The 16,485-nt window shown below is 66.1% G+C and carries 19 protein-coding genes; 10 read left to right on the top strand and 9 right to left on the bottom strand.

The genetic code is table 11. The features are described 5' to 3' along the window. Positions 1 to 12 precede the first annotated feature (12 nt). The 7 genes from GIY56_RS03590 to GIY56_RS03560 form a co-directional block, all read right to left on the bottom strand. Entirely contained in the window at positions 13 to 2,196 is a 2,184-nt protein-coding gene (locus tag GIY56_RS03590; RefSeq protein ID WP_154763460.1) for a 3-hydroxyacyl-CoA dehydrogenase NAD-binding domain-containing protein, read from the bottom strand. Further along, a complete protein-coding gene (locus tag GIY56_RS03585; protein WP_154763459.1) occupies positions 2,193 to 2,672 on the bottom strand; it encodes a cupin domain-containing protein in 480 nt (159 codons plus the stop codon). Before GIY56_RS03585 ends, GIY56_RS03590 begins: the two co-directional genes overlap by 4 nt. After that, positions 2,672 to 3,883 carry an acetyl-CoA C-acetyltransferase gene (locus tag GIY56_RS03580; RefSeq protein ID WP_154763458.1) on the bottom strand — a complete coding sequence of 404 codons (1,212 nt, stop codon included), beginning with the start codon at positions 3,881 to 3,883 and terminating at the stop codon, positions 2,672 to 2,674. Before GIY56_RS03580 ends, GIY56_RS03585 begins: the two co-directional genes overlap by 1 nt. Continuing rightward, the gene (locus tag GIY56_RS03575) at positions 3,880 to 4,521 is read right to left on the bottom strand and encodes a glutathione S-transferase family protein (protein ID WP_154763457.1); all 642 of its coding nucleotides are present in this window, start codon (positions 4,519 to 4,521) and stop codon (positions 3,880 to 3,882) included. The genes GIY56_RS03580 and GIY56_RS03575 overlap by 4 nt, the downstream gene beginning before the upstream one ends. Positions 4,522 to 4,792: 271 nt before the next feature. Beyond that, positions 4,793 to 6,565 carry an acyl-CoA dehydrogenase C-terminal domain-containing protein gene (locus GIY56_RS03570; RefSeq protein ID WP_154763456.1) on the bottom strand — a complete coding sequence of 591 codons (1,773 nt, stop codon included), beginning with the start codon at positions 6,563 to 6,565 and terminating at the stop codon, positions 4,793 to 4,795. Between the two features lie 4 nt (positions 6,566 to 6,569). Next, positions 6,570 to 6,968, bottom strand: a complete 399-nt coding sequence (locus GIY56_RS03565) for a MerR family transcriptional regulator (RefSeq protein WP_154763455.1) — start codon at positions 6,966 to 6,968, stop codon at positions 6,570 to 6,572. 123 nt (positions 6,969 to 7,091) lie between these two features. Then, on the bottom strand, positions 7,092 to 7,472 hold the full coding sequence (locus GIY56_RS03560) for a MerR family transcriptional regulator (RefSeq protein WP_154763454.1): 381 nt from the start codon (positions 7,470 to 7,472) through the stop codon (positions 7,092 to 7,094). 140 nt (positions 7,473 to 7,612) lie between these two features. Between GIY56_RS03560 and GIY56_RS03555 the strand changes: the two genes are divergently transcribed. Genes GIY56_RS03555 through GIY56_RS03545 form a run of 3 tightly spaced genes read left to right on the top strand, consistent with a single transcriptional unit; the run spans position 7,613 to position 9,872 of the window. After that, positions 7,613 to 8,053 (top strand): PaaI family thioesterase, encoded by a 441-nt coding sequence (locus tag GIY56_RS03555; protein ID WP_154763453.1) that lies wholly within the window; start codon positions 7,613 to 7,615, stop codon positions 8,051 to 8,053. A gap of 3 nt (positions 8,054 to 8,056) precedes the next feature. Beyond that, positions 8,057 to 8,557 carry a PaaI family thioesterase gene (locus GIY56_RS03550; RefSeq protein ID WP_154763452.1) on the top strand — a complete coding sequence of 167 codons (501 nt, stop codon included), beginning with the start codon at positions 8,057 to 8,059 and terminating at the stop codon, positions 8,555 to 8,557. 10 nt (positions 8,558 to 8,567) lie between these two features. Next, positions 8,568 to 9,872 carry an MATE family efflux transporter gene (locus tag GIY56_RS03545; RefSeq protein WP_154763451.1) on the top strand — a complete coding sequence of 435 codons (1,305 nt, stop codon included), beginning with the start codon at positions 8,568 to 8,570 and terminating at the stop codon, positions 9,870 to 9,872. A 56-nt stretch (positions 9,873 to 9,928) separates the two neighbouring features. Here GIY56_RS03545 and GIY56_RS03540 read toward each other — a convergent pair whose 3' ends face one another. Next, a complete protein-coding gene (locus GIY56_RS03540; protein ID WP_154763450.1) occupies positions 9,929 to 10,249 on the bottom strand; it encodes a DUF1476 domain-containing protein in 321 nt (106 codons plus the stop codon). 129 nt (positions 10,250 to 10,378) lie between these two features. Between GIY56_RS03540 and purC the strand changes: the two genes are divergently transcribed. The 7 genes from purC to GIY56_RS03505 all read left to right on the top strand — a co-directional run bounded on the left by purC (position 10,379) and on the right by GIY56_RS03505 (position 16,107). Further along, positions 10,379 to 11,140 (top strand): phosphoribosylaminoimidazolesuccinocarboxamide synthase, encoded by a 762-nt coding sequence (gene purC / locus GIY56_RS03535; protein ID WP_154763449.1) that lies wholly within the window; start codon positions 10,379 to 10,381, stop codon positions 11,138 to 11,140. Between the two features lie 11 nt (positions 11,141 to 11,151). Next, complete coding sequence (gene purS / locus GIY56_RS03530) at positions 11,152 to 11,391, top strand: phosphoribosylformylglycinamidine synthase subunit PurS (protein ID WP_154763448.1); 240 nt, start codon at positions 11,152 to 11,154, stop codon at positions 11,389 to 11,391. Positions 11,392 to 11,472: 81 nt separating this feature from the next. Further along, positions 11,473 to 12,270: an ABC transporter ATP-binding protein gene (locus GIY56_RS03525; protein ID WP_407946939.1), complete on the top strand. Its 798-nt coding sequence runs from the start codon at positions 11,473 to 11,475 to the stop codon at positions 12,268 to 12,270. A gap of 30 nt (positions 12,271 to 12,300) precedes the next feature. Next, on the top strand, positions 12,301 to 13,023 hold the full coding sequence (locus GIY56_RS03520) for a transporter substrate-binding domain-containing protein (RefSeq protein ID WP_154763447.1): 723 nt from the start codon (positions 12,301 to 12,303) through the stop codon (positions 13,021 to 13,023). Between the two features lie 45 nt (positions 13,024 to 13,068). Further along, positions 13,069 to 13,950 carry an ABC transporter permease gene (locus tag GIY56_RS03515; RefSeq protein ID WP_154763446.1) on the top strand — a complete coding sequence of 294 codons (882 nt, stop codon included), beginning with the start codon at positions 13,069 to 13,071 and terminating at the stop codon, positions 13,948 to 13,950. Next, positions 13,947 to 14,771 (top strand): ABC transporter permease, encoded by an 825-nt coding sequence (locus GIY56_RS03510; RefSeq protein ID WP_154763445.1) that lies wholly within the window; start codon positions 13,947 to 13,949, stop codon positions 14,769 to 14,771. The genes GIY56_RS03515 and GIY56_RS03510 overlap by 4 nt, the downstream gene beginning before the upstream one ends. 4 nt (positions 14,772 to 14,775) lie before the next feature. Continuing rightward, complete coding sequence (locus GIY56_RS03505; protein WP_154763444.1) at positions 14,776 to 16,107, top strand: glutamine synthetase family protein; 1,332 nt, start codon at positions 14,776 to 14,778, stop codon at positions 16,105 to 16,107. A 32-nt stretch (positions 16,108 to 16,139) separates the two neighbouring features. Here GIY56_RS03505 and GIY56_RS03500 read toward each other — a convergent pair whose 3' ends face one another. Further along, a complete protein-coding gene (locus GIY56_RS03500) occupies positions 16,140 to 16,436 on the bottom strand; it encodes a PRC-barrel domain-containing protein (RefSeq protein ID WP_154763443.1) in 297 nt (98 codons plus the stop codon). Positions 16,437 to 16,485 lie beyond the last annotated feature (49 nt).

Raw genomic sequence — 16,485 nt, 5'->3', positions numbered from 1 at the left:
GGGCGCCAAGGATCAGGCGGCCTTCTTGCCGCTGCCGTAGCGGTCATAGAATCCCTGCCCGCTGTCCACCATCGCGCGCAGCAGCCTGGGCGCGGCGAAACGATCCCCGTGATCCGCCGCCAGCCGGTCGCAGATCTGGACCGCGCGCGCGGCGCCCAGCATGTCCAGCCAGGCGAACGGCCCGCCGGTCCAGGGCGCGAAGCCCCAGCCGAGGATCGCGCCGACATCGCCTTCGCGGATGTCCTCCAGCACGCCATCCTCGAAGGCGCGCACGGCTTCCAGGGTCTGGGCGAACATCAGGCGGTGCTGCACGGTGGTCAGGTCCGGCTGATCCTCGGCCTGCGGATAGCGCGCCGCAAGCCCGTCCCAAAGCCCCTGCCGCTTGCCGTCGTCGCCATAGGCATAGAAGCCCGCGTTCGACTTGCGCCCCAGGCGGCCCTGGTCGGCCATCCAGAACAGCACCTCGTCCACCGCGCCGTCGGGATAGGCGTCGCCCATCGCCGCGCGCGTGGCCTTGGCGATCTTCACGCCCAGGTCGATGGAGGTTTCATCGACCAGTTGCAGCGGTCCCAGCGGCATCCCCATCATCTTGGCGGCGTTTTCGACCAGCACGGGGCTGACCCCTTCGGCCACCATGCGGATGCCTTCGTTGATATAGGGGATGATGCAGCGGTTGGCGTAAAAGAACCGCGCGTCGTTCACCACGATGGGCGTCTTGCGGATCTGGCGCACGAAATCCAGCGCCTTGGCCACCGCGCGGGGTCCGGTCTGTTGGCCCTTGATGATCTCGACCAGGTTCATCTTGTCCACGGGGCTGAAGAAGTGGATGCCGATGAACTGCTCGGGCCGGGCGCTGGCGCGGGCCAGGTCGCCGATGGGCAGGGTCGAGGTGTTGGTGGCGAAGATCGCGTCCTCGGGGATCACCGCCTCGGCCCTTTTCGTGACCTCGGCCTTTACGGCGGGATCCTCGAACACCGCCTCCACGATCAGGTCGCAGCCCTCAAGCGCGGCATAATCCGTGGTGGCGGTGATGCGGGCCAGCACCTCGGCCTTCTTCTCCTCGGTCGATTTCTTGCGGCTGATCGCCTTGTCCAGCAGGCCTTCGGAATGGGACTTGCCCTTGTCCGCAGCCTCTTGCTTCGCGTCGATCAGCACCACCTGGATCCCCGCCATGGCGCTGACATAGGCGATGCCCGCGCCCATCATCCCCGCGCCCAGGATGCCGACCTTCCTGACCGACTGGTCCGGCGCCTCGGGGCGGTTCGCGCCTTTTTCCAAGGCCTCCTTGTTGATGAACAGGCTGCGGATCATCGCCGTGGAGGAGGGGTTCATCAGCACGTTGGTGAACCACCGGGCCTCGATCTTCAGCGCGGTGTCGAAAGGCACCTGCGCCCCTTCATAGACCGCCGACAGCAGCGCCTTGGCGGCGGGATAGACGCCCATGGTCTTGCCGTTCACCATGGCCGATGCGCCGACGAAGGTCATGAAGCCCGCCGGGTGGTAAGGTTCGCCCCCCGGCATCTTGTAGCCCTTCTGGTCCCAGGGCTTGACCAGATCGGCGTCCGTGGCGTTCAGCACCCAGTCGCGCGCGGCGGCCAGGGGATCGGCGACCACCTCGTCGATCAGGCCTGCGGCCTTGGCCTTCTTCGGGTCCGACAGCTTCCCTTCCAGCAGGTAAGGCGCGGCGGCCATGGCCCCCAGCTTGCGCAACAGCCGGATCGTGCCGCCGCCGCCGGGGAAGATGCCGACCAGGATCTCGGGCAGGCCGATCTTGGCCTTGGGATTGTCGGCGGCAAAGATGCGGTGCGTCGCCAGCGGCAGTTCCAGCCCGATGCCGAGCGCCGTGCCGGGCAGGGCGGCGGCGATGGGCTTTCCGCCCTTGAGCGTCTTGGGATCCATGCCCGCCCGCTCGATCTTGCGCAGGACATGGTGCAGCGACATGATCCCGTCGAAGACCTGCTGCGCGCCACCCGCCTTCATGCCGGCGATGACGTTCAGGTCCATCCCGGCGGCGAAGTCCTTTTTCCCGCTGGTGATGACGATGCCCTTCACGGCCTGATCGCCCAAGGCGTCGTCGATCAGCGTGTTCAGTTCGGATGCGCCGTCCAGCGACAGCACGTTCATCGACTTGCCGGGCACGTCCCAGGTGATGACGGCGACGCCGTCGGCGTCCTTCTGCATGGTGAAATCGGTCATTCGTTCTCTCCCTCGGGCGCATAGGGCCGCCCGTCCTTGTGGGTATAGGTCGCCGTCCCGTCCTTCAGGACCAGCACCAGATCGACATCGGAATAGGTCGCCACTTCCTCGGCCGCCTTGCTGCCGATCACGAGAAAGCGGGCGGGCGCATCGCTGCGGTTGACGAAGTGGTGGCCGTCCGGCGTGTTGGCAGGAAAGCCCACGCAATCGCCCGGACGCATGGTCTCCTCGCCGTCATCGGTGATCATGACGCATTCGCCTTGGGTCACCATGACGAACTCGTCCTCGGCCCGATGCCAATGGCGCAGCGAGGACATCGCTCCGGGTTCCAGCGTGACCAGGTTGACGCCGAACTGCGTCAGCCCCGCCGCCTGGCCCAAGCGCAGGCTGGACCGTCCCGCCATCATCGCCGCATAGGGCGCGGGATAGATCGAGCCGGTCTTCACGGGCACGGCGGCAAGGTCGAGCTTGCGCATCACACCCGCTCGATGATCGTGGCCGCGCCCATGCCGGACGCAATGCACAGCGTGGCGAGGCCCACTTCCTTGTCCTGCCGTTCCAGCTCGTCCAGCAGGGTGCCGATAATGATCGCGCCCGTCGCGCCCAGCGGATGCCCCAGGGCCATCGCGCCGCCGTTGACGTTCACCTTGCCGGGATCGACCTGGAAGGCCTGCATAAAGCGCAGGACCACGGCGGCGAAGGCCTCGTTCACTTCGAACAGGTCGATGTCGCCGATGGACATGCCGCTGTCGGCCAGGATCTTCTCGGTCACGGGGACGGGGCCGGTCAGCATGATGGTGGGGTCGGTGCCGATCTTGGCGGTGGCGCGGATCCGGGCGCGGGGGCGCAGGCCATGGATGCGGCCGAATTCCTCGTTCCCGATCAGGACCGCCGCCGCGCCGTCCACGATGCCGGAACTGTTGCCCGCGTGGTGGATGTGGTCGATGCGGTCCAGATGCGGATATTTCAGCATCGCCACCTTGTCGAAGCCGGGCATCATCTCGCCCATGTCCTTGAAGGCGGGCTTCAGCTTGGCCAGATCCTCCATGGTGGTGCCGGGGCGCATGTATTCGTCATGGTCCAGGATGGTCAGGCCGTTCTGGTCCCTGACCGGCACGATGGAGCGGGAAAAGCGGCCTTCCTGCCAGGCTGCCGCCGCGCGCCGCTGGCTTTCCACGGCCAGCTTGTCGGCCTCCTCACGCGAAAAGCCGTATTCGGTTGCGATGATGTCGGCGCTGATGCCCTGCGGCACGAAATAGGTCTTCATCGCCAGACTGGGATCGACGGCGATGGCCGCCCCGTCGCTGCCCATGGGGACGCGGCCCATCATCTCGACCCCGCCGGCGATATAGCCGCTGCCTGCGCCGGCCTTGACCTGGTTGGCGGCGAGGTTCACGGCCTCCATCCCGCTGGCGCAGAAGCGGTTGATCGACAGGCCGGGGATGCGTTCGTCCAGGTCGGACGCCAGCACGGCGGATCGCGCCAGGCAACCGCCCTGTTCCTTGACCTGGGTGACGTTGCCCCAGATCACGTCCTCGACCGCGTGGCCTTCCAGGTTGTTGCGTTCCTTGACGGCGTTCAGCAGGCGGGCGGACAGCGCCAGCGCGGTGACTTCGTGCAGGCTGCCGTCGGGGCGGCCCTTGCCGCGCGGGGTGCGGGCAGCGTCATAGATGAATGCGTCGGTCATGCGTCCTCCTTGGGCGCCCGGTCGGATGGGTTGCCGGGCATCAGATCATAGGGGTGTTTCCAGCCGGGCAGGGCGCTGATCGCGTCCAGCCAGCGGTCGATATGGGGCCAGTCCTTGCGGTCGAAGCCGAAAGGCTCGGGATAGAACAGGTATCCGCAGCAGGCGAAGTCGGCGATGGTGGGGGCGCTGTCGGCGATCCAGTCGCGCGTGGACAAGTGGTCGTCCAGCACCTTGTAGGCCGCCTTCAGCCGCCCTTGCAGGTATTCCGCAGCACCTGCCGGGCGCTTGCCTGCGGGCAGGAAGTTCAGCAGGAACCGAGCGGGACCGGCCTGGCCCGACAGCCTGTGGTTATCGAACATCAGCCAGCGCAGCGTTTCGTTGCGGTCGGACCCCATGAACCTGCCGGTGCGTTCGGCGACGTGCAGCTGGATCACGGCGGATTGGGTCAGGGTCAGGCCGTCCTCGCGAAAGACCGGCACCTCGCCCATGGGGTTGAGGGCGCGGAAGGCGGGGCTGCGCGCCTCGCCGTTGAAGAAATCGACGTAGACTGGTGCCCAGTGATGGCCCGCCAGTTCCATGGTCAGCGCCGCCTTGTAGGCATTGCCCGATTCGCCAAAGCACCAGAGTTGCGCGGTCATCGTGATCCTCCAACGCCGGGGGCTTCGCGCCCCCGGACCCCCGCGGGATATTTTCATGAAGAAGAAGGAACGCCTTAATCCTTCTTCAACCTTTCCGTTCTAGCGTCAGTCTTGCGGTACAGGCTGGGAAGCCGATGACCGCTGAAGGAGAAGTTTCCGGCCTGCGCCATTGATGCCGATGGCCGCGCGCAGGCCGGAAATGCCGCTTCTTCTTCACTTAAATATCCCCGCCGGAGGCTCCTGCCCGTGAAGCCGGGGCAACGATGCAGGCTCAGAACGCCTCCGCCTCCAGCTCCATCACAGGCTCGGCCCCCGACTGGATGCGCGCCAGATGCGTCGCGGTCATCGGCAACTGCCGCTTCATGTAATAGCGCCCGGTCGCCAGCTTGGTCTTAAGGAAAGCCGCGTCGCCCTGGCCCGCGTCCAGGGCTGCCTGCGCCGCGACCGCCATCTGCGCCCACATGAAGCCCAGCGAGACATGCCCGAACAGGTGCATGAAGTCGTAGCTGCCCGACAGCGCGTCGTTGGGGTTCTTCATGCCGCGTTCCATGAAGAACATGGCGGCGGTCTGCAGATCCTTGGACGCGGCCTTCAGCGGCGCGACGAAATCGGCGGCGATGGCGCCGTCGCCGTGCTGCTTGCAGAAGGCCTTGACCATCTCGAAGAAGGCCATGACGTGCTTGCCGCCGTCCTGCGCCAGCTTGCGGCCGACCAGATCCAGCGCCTGCACGCCGTTCGCGCCTTCATAGATCATGGTGATCCGGGCATCGCGAACGAATTGCGACATGCCCCATTCCTCGATATAGCCGTGGCCGCCGAAGACCTGCTGGGCCAGCACCGCCGTCTCGAACCCCTTGTCGGTCAGGAAGCCCTTGATGACGGGGGTCAGCAGGGACACCAGGCCCTCGGCATCCGCATCGCCGTTGTGCCCCTTGTCGATCAGGTGCGCCCCCCAGAGGGCCAGCATCCGGGCGCCTTCCAGAAACGACTTCTGGTCCATCAGGCTGCGGCGGATGTCGGGGTGGACGATCAGCGGGTCCGCCGCGCCTGCGGCATTCTGCGCGCCCGTCACCGCACGGCCTTGCAGGCGGTCCTTGGCATAGGCGACGGCGTTCTGATAGGCGGGCACGGCGCAGGCATAGCCCTGCAGGCCGACGCCAAGGCGCGCCTCGTTCATCATGGTGAACATGGCGCGCATCCCCTTGTGCAACTCGCCCAGCAGCCAGCCTTTCGCGCCGTCATAGTTCATGACGCAGGTGGCGTTGCCGTGGATGCCCATCTTCTCCTCGATCTTGCCGACCGACACGCCGTTGCGTTCGCCCAGGGTGCCGTCCGGGTTCACCAGGAACTTCGGCACGATGAACAGGCTGATGCCCTTGGTACCCTCGCCCCCGCCAGGCGCCTTGGCCAGAACCAGGTGGATGACGTTTTCCGCCAGGTCGTGATCGCCGGCCGAGATGAAGATCTTTTGCCCGGTGATCAGGTAGCTGCCGTCGGGTTGCGGTTCCGCCCTGGTGCGCAGGATCCCCAGGTCGGTGCCGCTGTGCGGTTCCGTCAGGTTCATGGTGCCGGTCCAGTCGCAGCTGACCATCCTGGGCAGATAGGTCTGCTTCTGCTCGGGGGTCCCGTGGGCGTGGATGGCGGAATAGGCGCCGTGGGTCAGGCCCTGGTACATGTTGAAGGCCATGTTGGCCGACACGAACATCTCGCCCGTGGCGACGCCCAGGACATAGGGCATCCCCTGGCCGCCGTATTCGGGATCGCAGTCAAGCGCCGTCCAGCCGCCCTCCTTCATCGCCCGGAAGGCCCGGTCGAAACCGTCGGGCGTGCGCACCACGCCGTTTTCCAACCGGCAGCCCTGCCGGTCGCCCACGGCGTTCAAGGGCGCCAGAACCTCGGCCGCCAGCTTGCCGGCGGCGTCCAGGATGGCCTCGGTAAAGTCGGGATCCAGATCCTCGTGGCCCGGCAGGCCGGATCGCGACAGTTTCAGAACGTCATGCAACGCGAACTGCATGTCGCGGACCGGCGGATTGTAGATCGTCATGGCGCTACCCTGTGATCGTTTCTCTGGACGCGGCAGACAGACGGATTTCTGCTTCGGAAAGCTGTGACTTGAGATCGACGATCGCCTCGCTCAGTTCAGCATATTGGCGTTCCATGTCCGCAAGACGCTGGCGCCCGACCGAGATGGCCGCGGCGATCTGCGCCTTGTTCGCGCCGCCCGGTTCGTAAAGCTCGAGCAGCTGGCGGATTTCCTCGAGGCTGAAGCCGAACCGCTTGCCGCGCAGGATCAGCGTCAGGCGCGCCCGGTCCCGGCGGTCGTACAGGCGATGCTGCCCGCGACGTTCGGGAAAGATCAGCTCGCGCGCTTCATAGAAACGCAGCGTGCGGGGGGTGACCTCGAACGCATCGCACATCTGGCGAATCGTCATCAGCTCGTCGGACATGGATCGCGGTTCCTCCTCGTTCACCGTCTGCTGTCCTTGACCATGGATATAGGGCCAAGTTGACGCGAACGTAAGCGAGACGCCGCGTCACAGGGTGAAGTCAAGGCGATGCATGACGCCCGGTCAACCCATCTTGCTCAACTCTTGCGCCACGGTTTCGCGCAAAGCTTGCAAATCGGCATGGGCCGCCCTCAGGTCGGCGATCTGGCCGTCCAGCACCTTCAACTGCCGGTCCGCCAGGTCCAGCCAGACCTGATACTGTTCGCGCGATCCCTTTTGTTCATAGATCAGCAGCCATTGCCGGATTTCCTCCAGCGAGAAGCCAAAGCGGCGGCCGCGCAGGATCAGCGTCATGCGGGCGATCTCGCGCGGGCCATAAAAGCGCGCGCGGCCTTCCTTTCGGGGGCTGAGAAGCTCGATGTATTCGTAATAGCGCAACGTGCGGGGGGTCACGTCGAAGCGCGCGCACATGTCCTTGAAGCTGATCGTCTGCTCGCCCGGCATTCGCGCCTCCTGTTTTCGGCGTTTCCGAAAGGCTAGCTTGTCGCAAGGCGCTTCTCAACCTGGGCGAAAACGTTTGTTTCCGGGCTTGAGGGGGAAAGCCTCTCGCGGATAGCGTGGCACGAAACAGGAAAGTGGCGGGCATGACGGAAGATGGCAAGGCGATGGACAGCGACCAGACGCGAATCGCGCAGCAGTTCATCGAGGCGATCCCCCATGCCCGCGCCCTGGGGATGCGGGTCGATGCGTTGGGCGCGGGATCGGCCACGATCAGCATGCCTTGGGCGGAACACCTGGTGGGCGATCCGCGCAGCGGGGTGGTGCATGGCGGGGTCGTGTCCGCGCTGATGGACACCTGTTGCGGGGCGGCGGTCATGGCCCATCCCTCGGGGCCGGCATCGACGGCGACCATCGACCTGCGCATCGACTACATGCGGGGGGCCACCAAGGGACAGCGGATCACGGCCCGCGCCGAATGCTATCACATCACGCGGTCCGTGGCCTTTGTCCGCGCGGTCGCCCTGGACGAGAATACGGACAACCCGGTCGCCGCCGCGACCGGCGCCTTCACGGTGGAAAGGTAGGCCATGATGGACCGTCGCGAACCGCTGCACCGGATCAAGTCGCGCCGCGATTCGGCGCTGTCTGCCCTGGTCGGGGGCGTGCCCTATCTGGCCTGGCTGGGCATCCGCTTCGACCGGCGCGGGGACGAGCTGACCGCGATCCTGCCCTATGACGAAAAGCTGATCGGCAATCCGCTGCTGCCCGCGCTGCATGGCGGGGTGACGGCGGCATTCCTGGAAACGGCCGCGATCATCGAACTGGCCTGGACGGCCATGTGGGAGGACATGGAATCCGGCCGCACCGTTCCCGACGCGGCGATGATGATCAGCCCGCCGCGCCTGCCGAAAACCATCGACATCACCGTGGATTACCTGCGCAGCGGGTTGCCGCGCGATGCCTATGCCCGCGCCAGGGTGGTCCGGTCGGGGCGGCGCTATGCGTCCGTGCAGGTCGAGGCCTGGCAGGACAACCGCGCCCGGCTGCTGGCGCAGGCGACCGGGCATTTCCTGATCCCGCAGGGCTGAGCGGGCCGGGATGGACAGGCTGACGCACCGGCGGGTGCTGGCGATCGCCGTGCCCATCGTGCTGTCGAACGCCACGGTGCCGCTGCTGGGGCTGGTCGATACCGCCGTCATCGGCCAGTTGGGCCGCCCCGAGGCGATCGGCGCGGTCGGCGTCGGCGCGGTGGTCCTGACCTCGATCTATTGGGTCTTCGGGTTCCTGCGGATGGGAACCTCGGGCCTTGTCGCTCAGGCCCGGGGGGCGGGCGATGGGGCCGAAGGCGGCGCGCATCTGCTGCGGGCGCTGGCCATCGCGGCGATTGCCGGGGCGTTCTTCATCCTGTTCCAGGGCGCGATCCTGCGCGCCGCCTTCCGGATCGCCCCGGCCTCGGCTGCGGTCGAGGGGCTGGCGCGCGATTACCTGACGATCCGCATCTGGGGCGCGCCCGCCACCATCGCGCTTTACGCCATTACCGGCTGGCTGATCGCGGTCGAGCGGGCAAGGTCGGTCCTGCTGCTGCAACTAGTGCAGAACGGGCTGAACGTGGTCCTGTCGGTCTGGTTCGTGCTGGGGCTTGGCCTTGGCGTGCCGGGGGTAGCTGCGGCCACGCTGCTGTCGGAAGGGTGCGGGCTGGCCCTGGGGCTGTGGATGACCCGCGAGGCCATGGCGCAGGGATTGGGGGCGGCGGGGCTTTTCTCGCGCGAAAAGCTGGCCCGTCTGGCCCGCGTGAACGGCGACATCATGATCCGGTCGGTCCTGCTGCAGGCCAGCTTCACCGCCTTCGTGTTCCTGGGCGCAGGGCAGGGGGACGTGACCCTGGCCGCGAACCAGGTGCTGCTGCAATTCCTGTCGATCACCGCCTATGCCCTGGACGGCTTTGCCTTTGCCGCCGAAAGTCTGGTGGGCCAGGCGGTCGGCGCGCGCAGGCCGGGCGGCGTCCGGCGCGCCTCGGTCCTGACATCGGCCTGGGGCGTCGGCGGGGCGGTGGCCCTGGCGCTGGCCTTCTGGTTCGGAGGCGGCGCGATCATCGACGCGCTGACGACCTCGCCCGAGGTGCGGGCCGAGGCGCGCCGTTACCTGCCCTGGCTGGGGCTTGCGCCGCTGATCGGCGTGGGCGCCTGGATGCTGGACGGCATCTTCATCGGCGCGACGCTGACGCGGGACATGCGGGTGGCTATGATCCGGTCGGCGCTGGTCTTCTGGGCCGCGGTCCTGCTGCTGCCGCCCGTCTGGGGCAACCACGGGCTATGGGCCGCGCTGATGGCCCTGAACCTGTCGCGCGGCATCACCATGGCGCTGCGCTATCCCCGGGCCGAGGCCGCGGCCATGCCTGCATGAAAAGGGGGCCGGACGGCCCCCCGAATGTCGTCATGCGCCCCGCTTGCCGGGATTCGCTAGTCGGCTTCGCCGATGATCTGGTGGCGGGCGACCGTCATCAGTTCCGCCATCTTGGCGCGGATTTCCGCCTCGGTCGCCTTGCCGTCCAGATCCGCCGACAGCTTGCGGAAGACATCCTCATGGCCCGGTTCCTCGAAGTCCGAGGTCACGATGCTCAGGGCATAGGCCCGGGCATCGTCGCCCTGCTTGCCCAGCAGGCCCGCGGCCCATTCGCCCACCAGGCGGTTGCGGCGCGCATCGGCCTTGAAGCGCAGGCTCTCGTCATGGGCGAACTTGGATTCGTAGCCGCGTTCACGGTCGTCGAAGGTGGTGTTCATGGTGGCCTCCGGTTTTGGCTTGGTGAAAGCTTATCCTGCCCGCCTGCGCTTGCAAGCCTCTGTATTGCCCCCGGTGCCGCTTGTAAGGTAAGGCGCGTGGGATAAGGGACATGCGAAAGGACGCCCGCCATGGCACCGCGCCGCAAGAAGATCTATGAAGGCAAGGCGAAGATCCTTTACGAAGGCACTGAACCTGGCACGCTGGTCCAGTATTTCAAGGACGACGCGACCGCCTTCAACGCGCAGAAAAAGGCCGTGATCGAGGGCAAGGGCGTCCTGAACAACCGCCTGTCCGAGTTCTTCATGAACGGACTGACGAACATCGGCGTCCCCAACCACTTCATCCGCCGCATCAACATGCGCGAGCAACTGATCCGCCAGGTCGAGATCGTTCCCCTGGAAGTGATCGTGCGCAACTTCGCCGCCGGGTCCATTTCCAAGCGCCTCGGGCTGGAGGAAGGCACGCTGCTGCCCCGTCCCATCGTCGAATACAGCTTCAAGAACGACGAGCTGGGCGACCCGATGGTGTCCGAGGAATACATCATCGCCTTCGGCTGGGCGACCCAGCAGGATCTGGACGACATCGTCAGCCTCGCGCTGCGCGTCAACGACTTCCTGTCGGGCGTCTTCTATGGCGTGGGCATCAAGCTGATCGACTTCAAGATCGAGATCGGGCGTGTCTGGGACAACGACTTCATGCGCCTGATCGTGGCCGACGAGATCAGCCCGGACAGCTGCCGGTTGTGGGACATGAAGACCGGGCAAAAGCTGGACAAGGACGTGTTCCGCCGCGACCTGGGCAGCCTGACCGACGCCTATACCGAGGTGGCGCGCCGCCTGGGCCTGATGCCCGCCAACACCACCAGCCTGAAATCGGCCACGATCAACTGAAGGAAAGCGCCATGAAAGCCCGTGTCACGATCATGCTGAAGGATGGCGTCCTGGATCCGCAGGGCGAGGCGATCCGCCACGCGCTTGGCGGCCTTGGCCATCAGGGCGTCACGGGCGTGCGCCAGGGCAAGCTGATCGAACTGGACCTGGAGGCGACCGACCCCGAGACCGCCAGGGTCGAGGTCGCGCGGATGTGCGAAGGCCTGCTGGCCAACACCGTGATCGAGAAATACGCGGTCGAGATCGTCTGACGCTGCGGCAACCTGCGTTTATCGGCAGGTTGCCTTGCAGACCCCGTTGCAAAAGCGCGGGGATTATCGCCCAATGCGCCGATGATGAACGACAAAGACGCCCTTTCCGACACCGCGCCCGTGATCCAGATCCAGGGGCTGCACAAGGCCTATGGGTCGGTCCAGGTGCTGAAGGGCGTGTCCCTGACCGCGCCGCGCGGGCATGTGGTCAGCCTGATCGGGTCGTCGGGTTCCGGCAAGTCCACGCTGCTGCGCTGCTGCAACCTTCTGGAAAACAGCCAGGCGGGCGAGATCAGCTTTGAAGGCGAACCCGTGCGCTGGCGGGGGCAGGGCATGTCCCGCGTGCCCGCCGACCGCGCGCAGGTGATGCGGTTCCGCACCAACCTGTCGATGGTCTTCCAGCAGTTCAACCTGTGGTCCCACATGTCGATCCTGCAAAACGTCATGGAAGCGCCCGTGACGGTTCTGCGCGAAGACCGGGCAACGGTCGAGGCCCGCGCCCGCGCGCTGCTGGACAAGGTGGGCATCGCCGACCAGGCCGCGAAATATCCCGCGCAACTGTCCGGCGGCCAGCAGCAGCGCGCGGCCATCGCCCGCGCGCTGTGCATGAACCCCAAGGCGCTGCTGTTCGACGAACCGACCAGCGCGCTGGACCCCGAATTGCAGCAAGAGGTCGTGCGCGTCATCAAGGATCTGGCGGGCGAAAGCCGCACCATGATCATCGTGACCCACGACATGCGCCTGGCCGCCGATGTCAGCGACCACGTGGTCTTCCTGCACCAGGGCCTGATCGCCGAGGAAGGCCCCCCCGACCGGCTGTTCGGCGCGCCGCAAACCGACCGGCTTCGCCAGTTCCTCAGCGCCTCGATGGCGCATTGACAAAGACGACCAACAGGAGACGACGTGACAATGAAGAAACTGCTGCTTGCCGCGACCGCCCTGGCCCTGACCGCGGGCATGGGCCTGGCCCAGACCGTCCGCATGGGGACCGAGGGCGCCTATCCCCCCTACAACTTCATCAACGAGGCGGGCGAGGTCGCGGGCTTTGAACGCGAACTGGGCGACGAGCTGTGCAAGCGCGCGGCTCTGGAATGCACCTGGGTCAAGAACGACTGGGATTCGATCATCCCGAACCTGGTGTCGTCGAACTATGACACGATCATGGCCGCGATGAGCATCAACGACGAACGCAAGGCCGTCATCGCCTTCACCCAGGATTACCTGCCGCCCGCGCCCTCGTCCTATGTCGCGTTGCAGGAAGGCGTCGATCTGGAAGGCGGCGTGATCGCCGTTCAGACCGGCACCGTGCAGGCGTCCCACATCGCCGAAACCGGCGCCACGATGCTGGAATTCCCCAACATCGACCAGGTGCTGGCCGCCATCCGCAACGGAGAGGCCGACGCGGGCTTTGGCGACCACGAGGTGATGCGCCCGTTCGTCGAAGACAGCGACGATCTGGTCTTCGTGGGCGAACAGGTCAGCCTGGACGAAGGCATCGGCGTGGGCCTGCGCCAGTCCGACACCGAGCTGCGCGAGAAATTCGACGCCGCCATCACCGCGATGAAGGAAGACGGCAGCCTGAACGCGCTGATCAAGAAGCATTTCGGCGACGACGCGCAGACCTACGAATGATCTGACGGGCCGCGGGACGACCCGCGGTCCCCACCGGGACGGATGATGTTTTCCTTTTGCGGCGACCCTTCGGTGCTGGACGGGCTTGCCTGGTTGTCATGCTATCTGACGACCGGCACGCACATGCTGTTCTATGCCAGCTTCGGGGTGGTGTTGCTGCTGCTGGCGATCACCGCGCCCATCGCGCTGCTGTTCGGTTACGGCGGCGCGATGGCGTCGCGGTCGCGGATCGCGCCGGTCCGGTGGCTGGGCAAGCTCTACACCTCGATGGTGCGGGGGGTGCCCGACATCGTGTTCTTCCTGTTCGTGCCCATCGCGCTGGACCAGGGCCTGGAATGGCTGCGCCACCAGGCGCTGTGCGACAGCGACGCGCCGGTCCGCCAAGGCAACGATTTCGTGGTCTGCGCGGCGGCCAAGCTGCCCTTGTCCACCAGTCCCGAATGGATCCACGACATCTATGCCATGGCCCTGGCCGTGATCGCCTTTTCGGTCGTCTTCGGCGCCTTTGCCGCGAACGTCCTGTATGGCGCGATGCAGGCCGTGCCCCGCGCCCAACTGGAAACGGCCGAGGCTTACGGCATGACGCCCCGCCAGATCTCGCGCCGGATCCTTGTGCCGCAGATGTGGACCTATGCGCTGCCGGGCCTGTCGAACCTGTGGATGATCCTCATCAAGGCCACGCCCCTGCTGTTCCTGCTGGGGATCGAGGACATCGTTTATTGGGCGCGCGAACTGGGCGGGGCCAAGACATCGTCATTCGCCTATCCGCATCCCGACTGGCGGCTGTATTACTTCATCGCCGTGCTGGTGTTCTATCTGCTGATGACCTGGGTGTCCGAACGGGTGCTGGACCGGGTGACCGCGCGCCTGACCCGGGGGCAGGCCACCATGGCCGGCGAGGCGCAGCGCAAGGCCGTCGCACCATGACCTGCGCGCAGACGATCCTGGATTACGGGTTGCGGTCGCTGGGTATCGGCGAACGGCTGCTGCCGCGCACGGATTTCACGCTGTGCCAGCAGGTCACGCTGATCGGGTCGGGGCTGATCTGGAACCTGTATTTCGCCTTTTTCGCGCTGCTGTTCGGGTTCTTCCTGGCGACCGCCCTGGCGCTGGCCAAGACCAGCACGAACCCCTGGCTGCGCAAGCCCGCCGACGGCTTCATCTTCCTGTTCCGGGGCAGCCCGCTGTTCATCCAGTTCTTCCTGGCCTACGAGGCGCTGGTCCTGCTGCCCCGTTCGGGGATCGAAATCTTCGGCATGACCGTCGCGACAAGCTGGCTGGCCAAGGCCTGGGCGGGCGCGCTGATCGTGCTGATGCTGAACACCGCCGCCTATTCCGCCCAGATCTTCCACGGCGCGCTGATGGCGGTCCCCAAGGGCGACATCGAGGCCGCCGAGGCCTATGGCATGACCGGCTGGACCAAGTTCCGCCGCGTGCTGTGGCCCACCATGCTGCGCCTGGCCTGGCCGTCCTATACCAACGAGGCGATCTTCCTGTTCCACGCCACCACGCTGGTGTTCTTTTCGGGCTTCCCGGCCTTCCAGCAGCGCGGCGACAGCCTGTATTACGCCAGCTATTTCGCGGGCCAGACCTTCAACCCCTTTGTGGCCTATCCGATCGTGGCGGGATATTTCATCGTCTCGACCCTTGCGCTGATCGGATTGTTCGGCATCGTGAACCGGCGCCTGAACCGCCACTTGCCCGGCGCGGCGGGGCGCATCAAGTATCGTCCGCAGGTGATCCGGTAGCGTCATGAACTGGTTGAAAGAACACCCCGAGGTCAAGACCATCCGCGTGGCCGCAGCCGACCTGAACGGGGTCGCGCGCGGCAAGCGCATTCCCGCCCGCTATGCCGGCAAGCTGCTGGAGGAGGGGACGAAGTTTCCCTTTTCCGTCCTGAACCTGGACATCTGGGGCGAGGATGTCGAGGACAGCCCCTTGGTCTTCCAGATCGGCGATCCCGACGGATTGCTGCTGCCGACCGAACGGGGCTTCCTGCCCATGCCCTGGCTGGACGCGCCGACCGCGCTTCTGCCCTTGTGGATGTTCCATCTGGATGGCCGCCCCTACGAGGGCGATCCCCGCCAGGCGCTGGCCCGCGTGGTCGAACGCTACAAGGAAGCTGGCCTCACCCCGGTCGTGGCGACGGAACTGGAATTCTTCCTGATCGACGATTCGGGCCGCCAGTTGCGCGTCCCGCCAAGCCCGCGTTCCGGCAAGCGCCGCACCGGGGGCGAGGTTCTGTCTCTGCGCGCGCTGGACGCCTTTGACCAGTTCTTCACCACGCTTTACGACGCCTGCGAGGCGATGGACATTCCCGCCGACACCGCGATTTCCGAAGCCGGGCCGGGCCAGTTCGAGATCAACCTGATGCACCAGCCCGACCCGCTGAAGGCTGCGGACGACACCTGGTTCTTCAAGATGCTGGTCAAGGGCATCGCCCGGCAATACGGCTTTGCCGGCAGCTTCATGGCCAAGCCCTATGAGACGTTCTCTGGAAACGGGATGCACATGCATTTCTCGATCCTCGACCGGTCGGGCCGCAACATCTTCGACAATGGCGGGGACGAGGGGACCGAGCAGTTGCGCCATGCGGTTGCCGGATGCCTGCGCGCGATGTCGGGATCGACGCTGCTGTTCGCGCCGCATGAGAACAGCTATGACCGGCTGGTCCCGAACGCCCATGCGCCCACAGGCATCGGCTGGGCCTACGAGAACCGCACCGCCGCCATCCGCATCCCGTCCTCCAGTCCCAAGGCCCGGCGGATCGAGCATCGGGTGGCGGGCGGCGACGTGAACCCCTATCTGACCGTGGCAGCAATCCTGGGGGCGGCGCTGAACGGGATCCTCGACAAGCTGGAAGCGCCCGCACCCTTCAAGGGCAATGCCTATGACCAGAAGCTGGACCAGTTGCCCGGCACCTGGGGCGAGGCGATCGACGCCTTTCACGGATGCCCCGAGATGCGGCGGATCTTCCCAAGCCACCTGATCGAGAACTTCGTCATGACCAAGCGGCAGGAACTGCACTACATGGCGGAGCTGTCGGACGAGGAAACGGTGGAGCTTTACCTCGACACCGTGTGACGGGCGGCAGGCGCAACCGCCGCCCGGCCGGGTCAGTCGGTATGTTCGGGCAGGGCCTTCAGGTCTTCGCGGGACCAGCGCGACACGCCGTGGACGACGCCATCGCCGTCGCGCATCAGGTCCAGGTCCGAGGCTGGCACCAGAACCGGCTTGGACCCGATGCCCAGGAAGCCGCCCACGTCGATCACCACCTGGGCGCTGCTGCCCGATCCATGCACATGCGACACGGTGCCCACGGTGTCGTCGCCCGGGCCATAGATCGTGGCGCCCGTCAGGACCGCGTCGGTCAATTCGTCCGGCAAGAGCCGGGGGTGTTCGGAATGGTCCATGCCTTTCCTCCATTGGCTTGGTCACCGCAGGCCAACGTCCGGCAGGGGC

It is taken from the genome of Paracoccus lichenicola (genome assembly GCF_009708075.1).
In the GTDB taxonomy this organism is placed as follows: Bacteria; Pseudomonadota; Alphaproteobacteria; order Rhodobacterales; family Rhodobacteraceae; genus Paracoccus; species Paracoccus lichenicola.
This window is presented reverse-complemented; position numbering and strand designations above follow the sequence as displayed.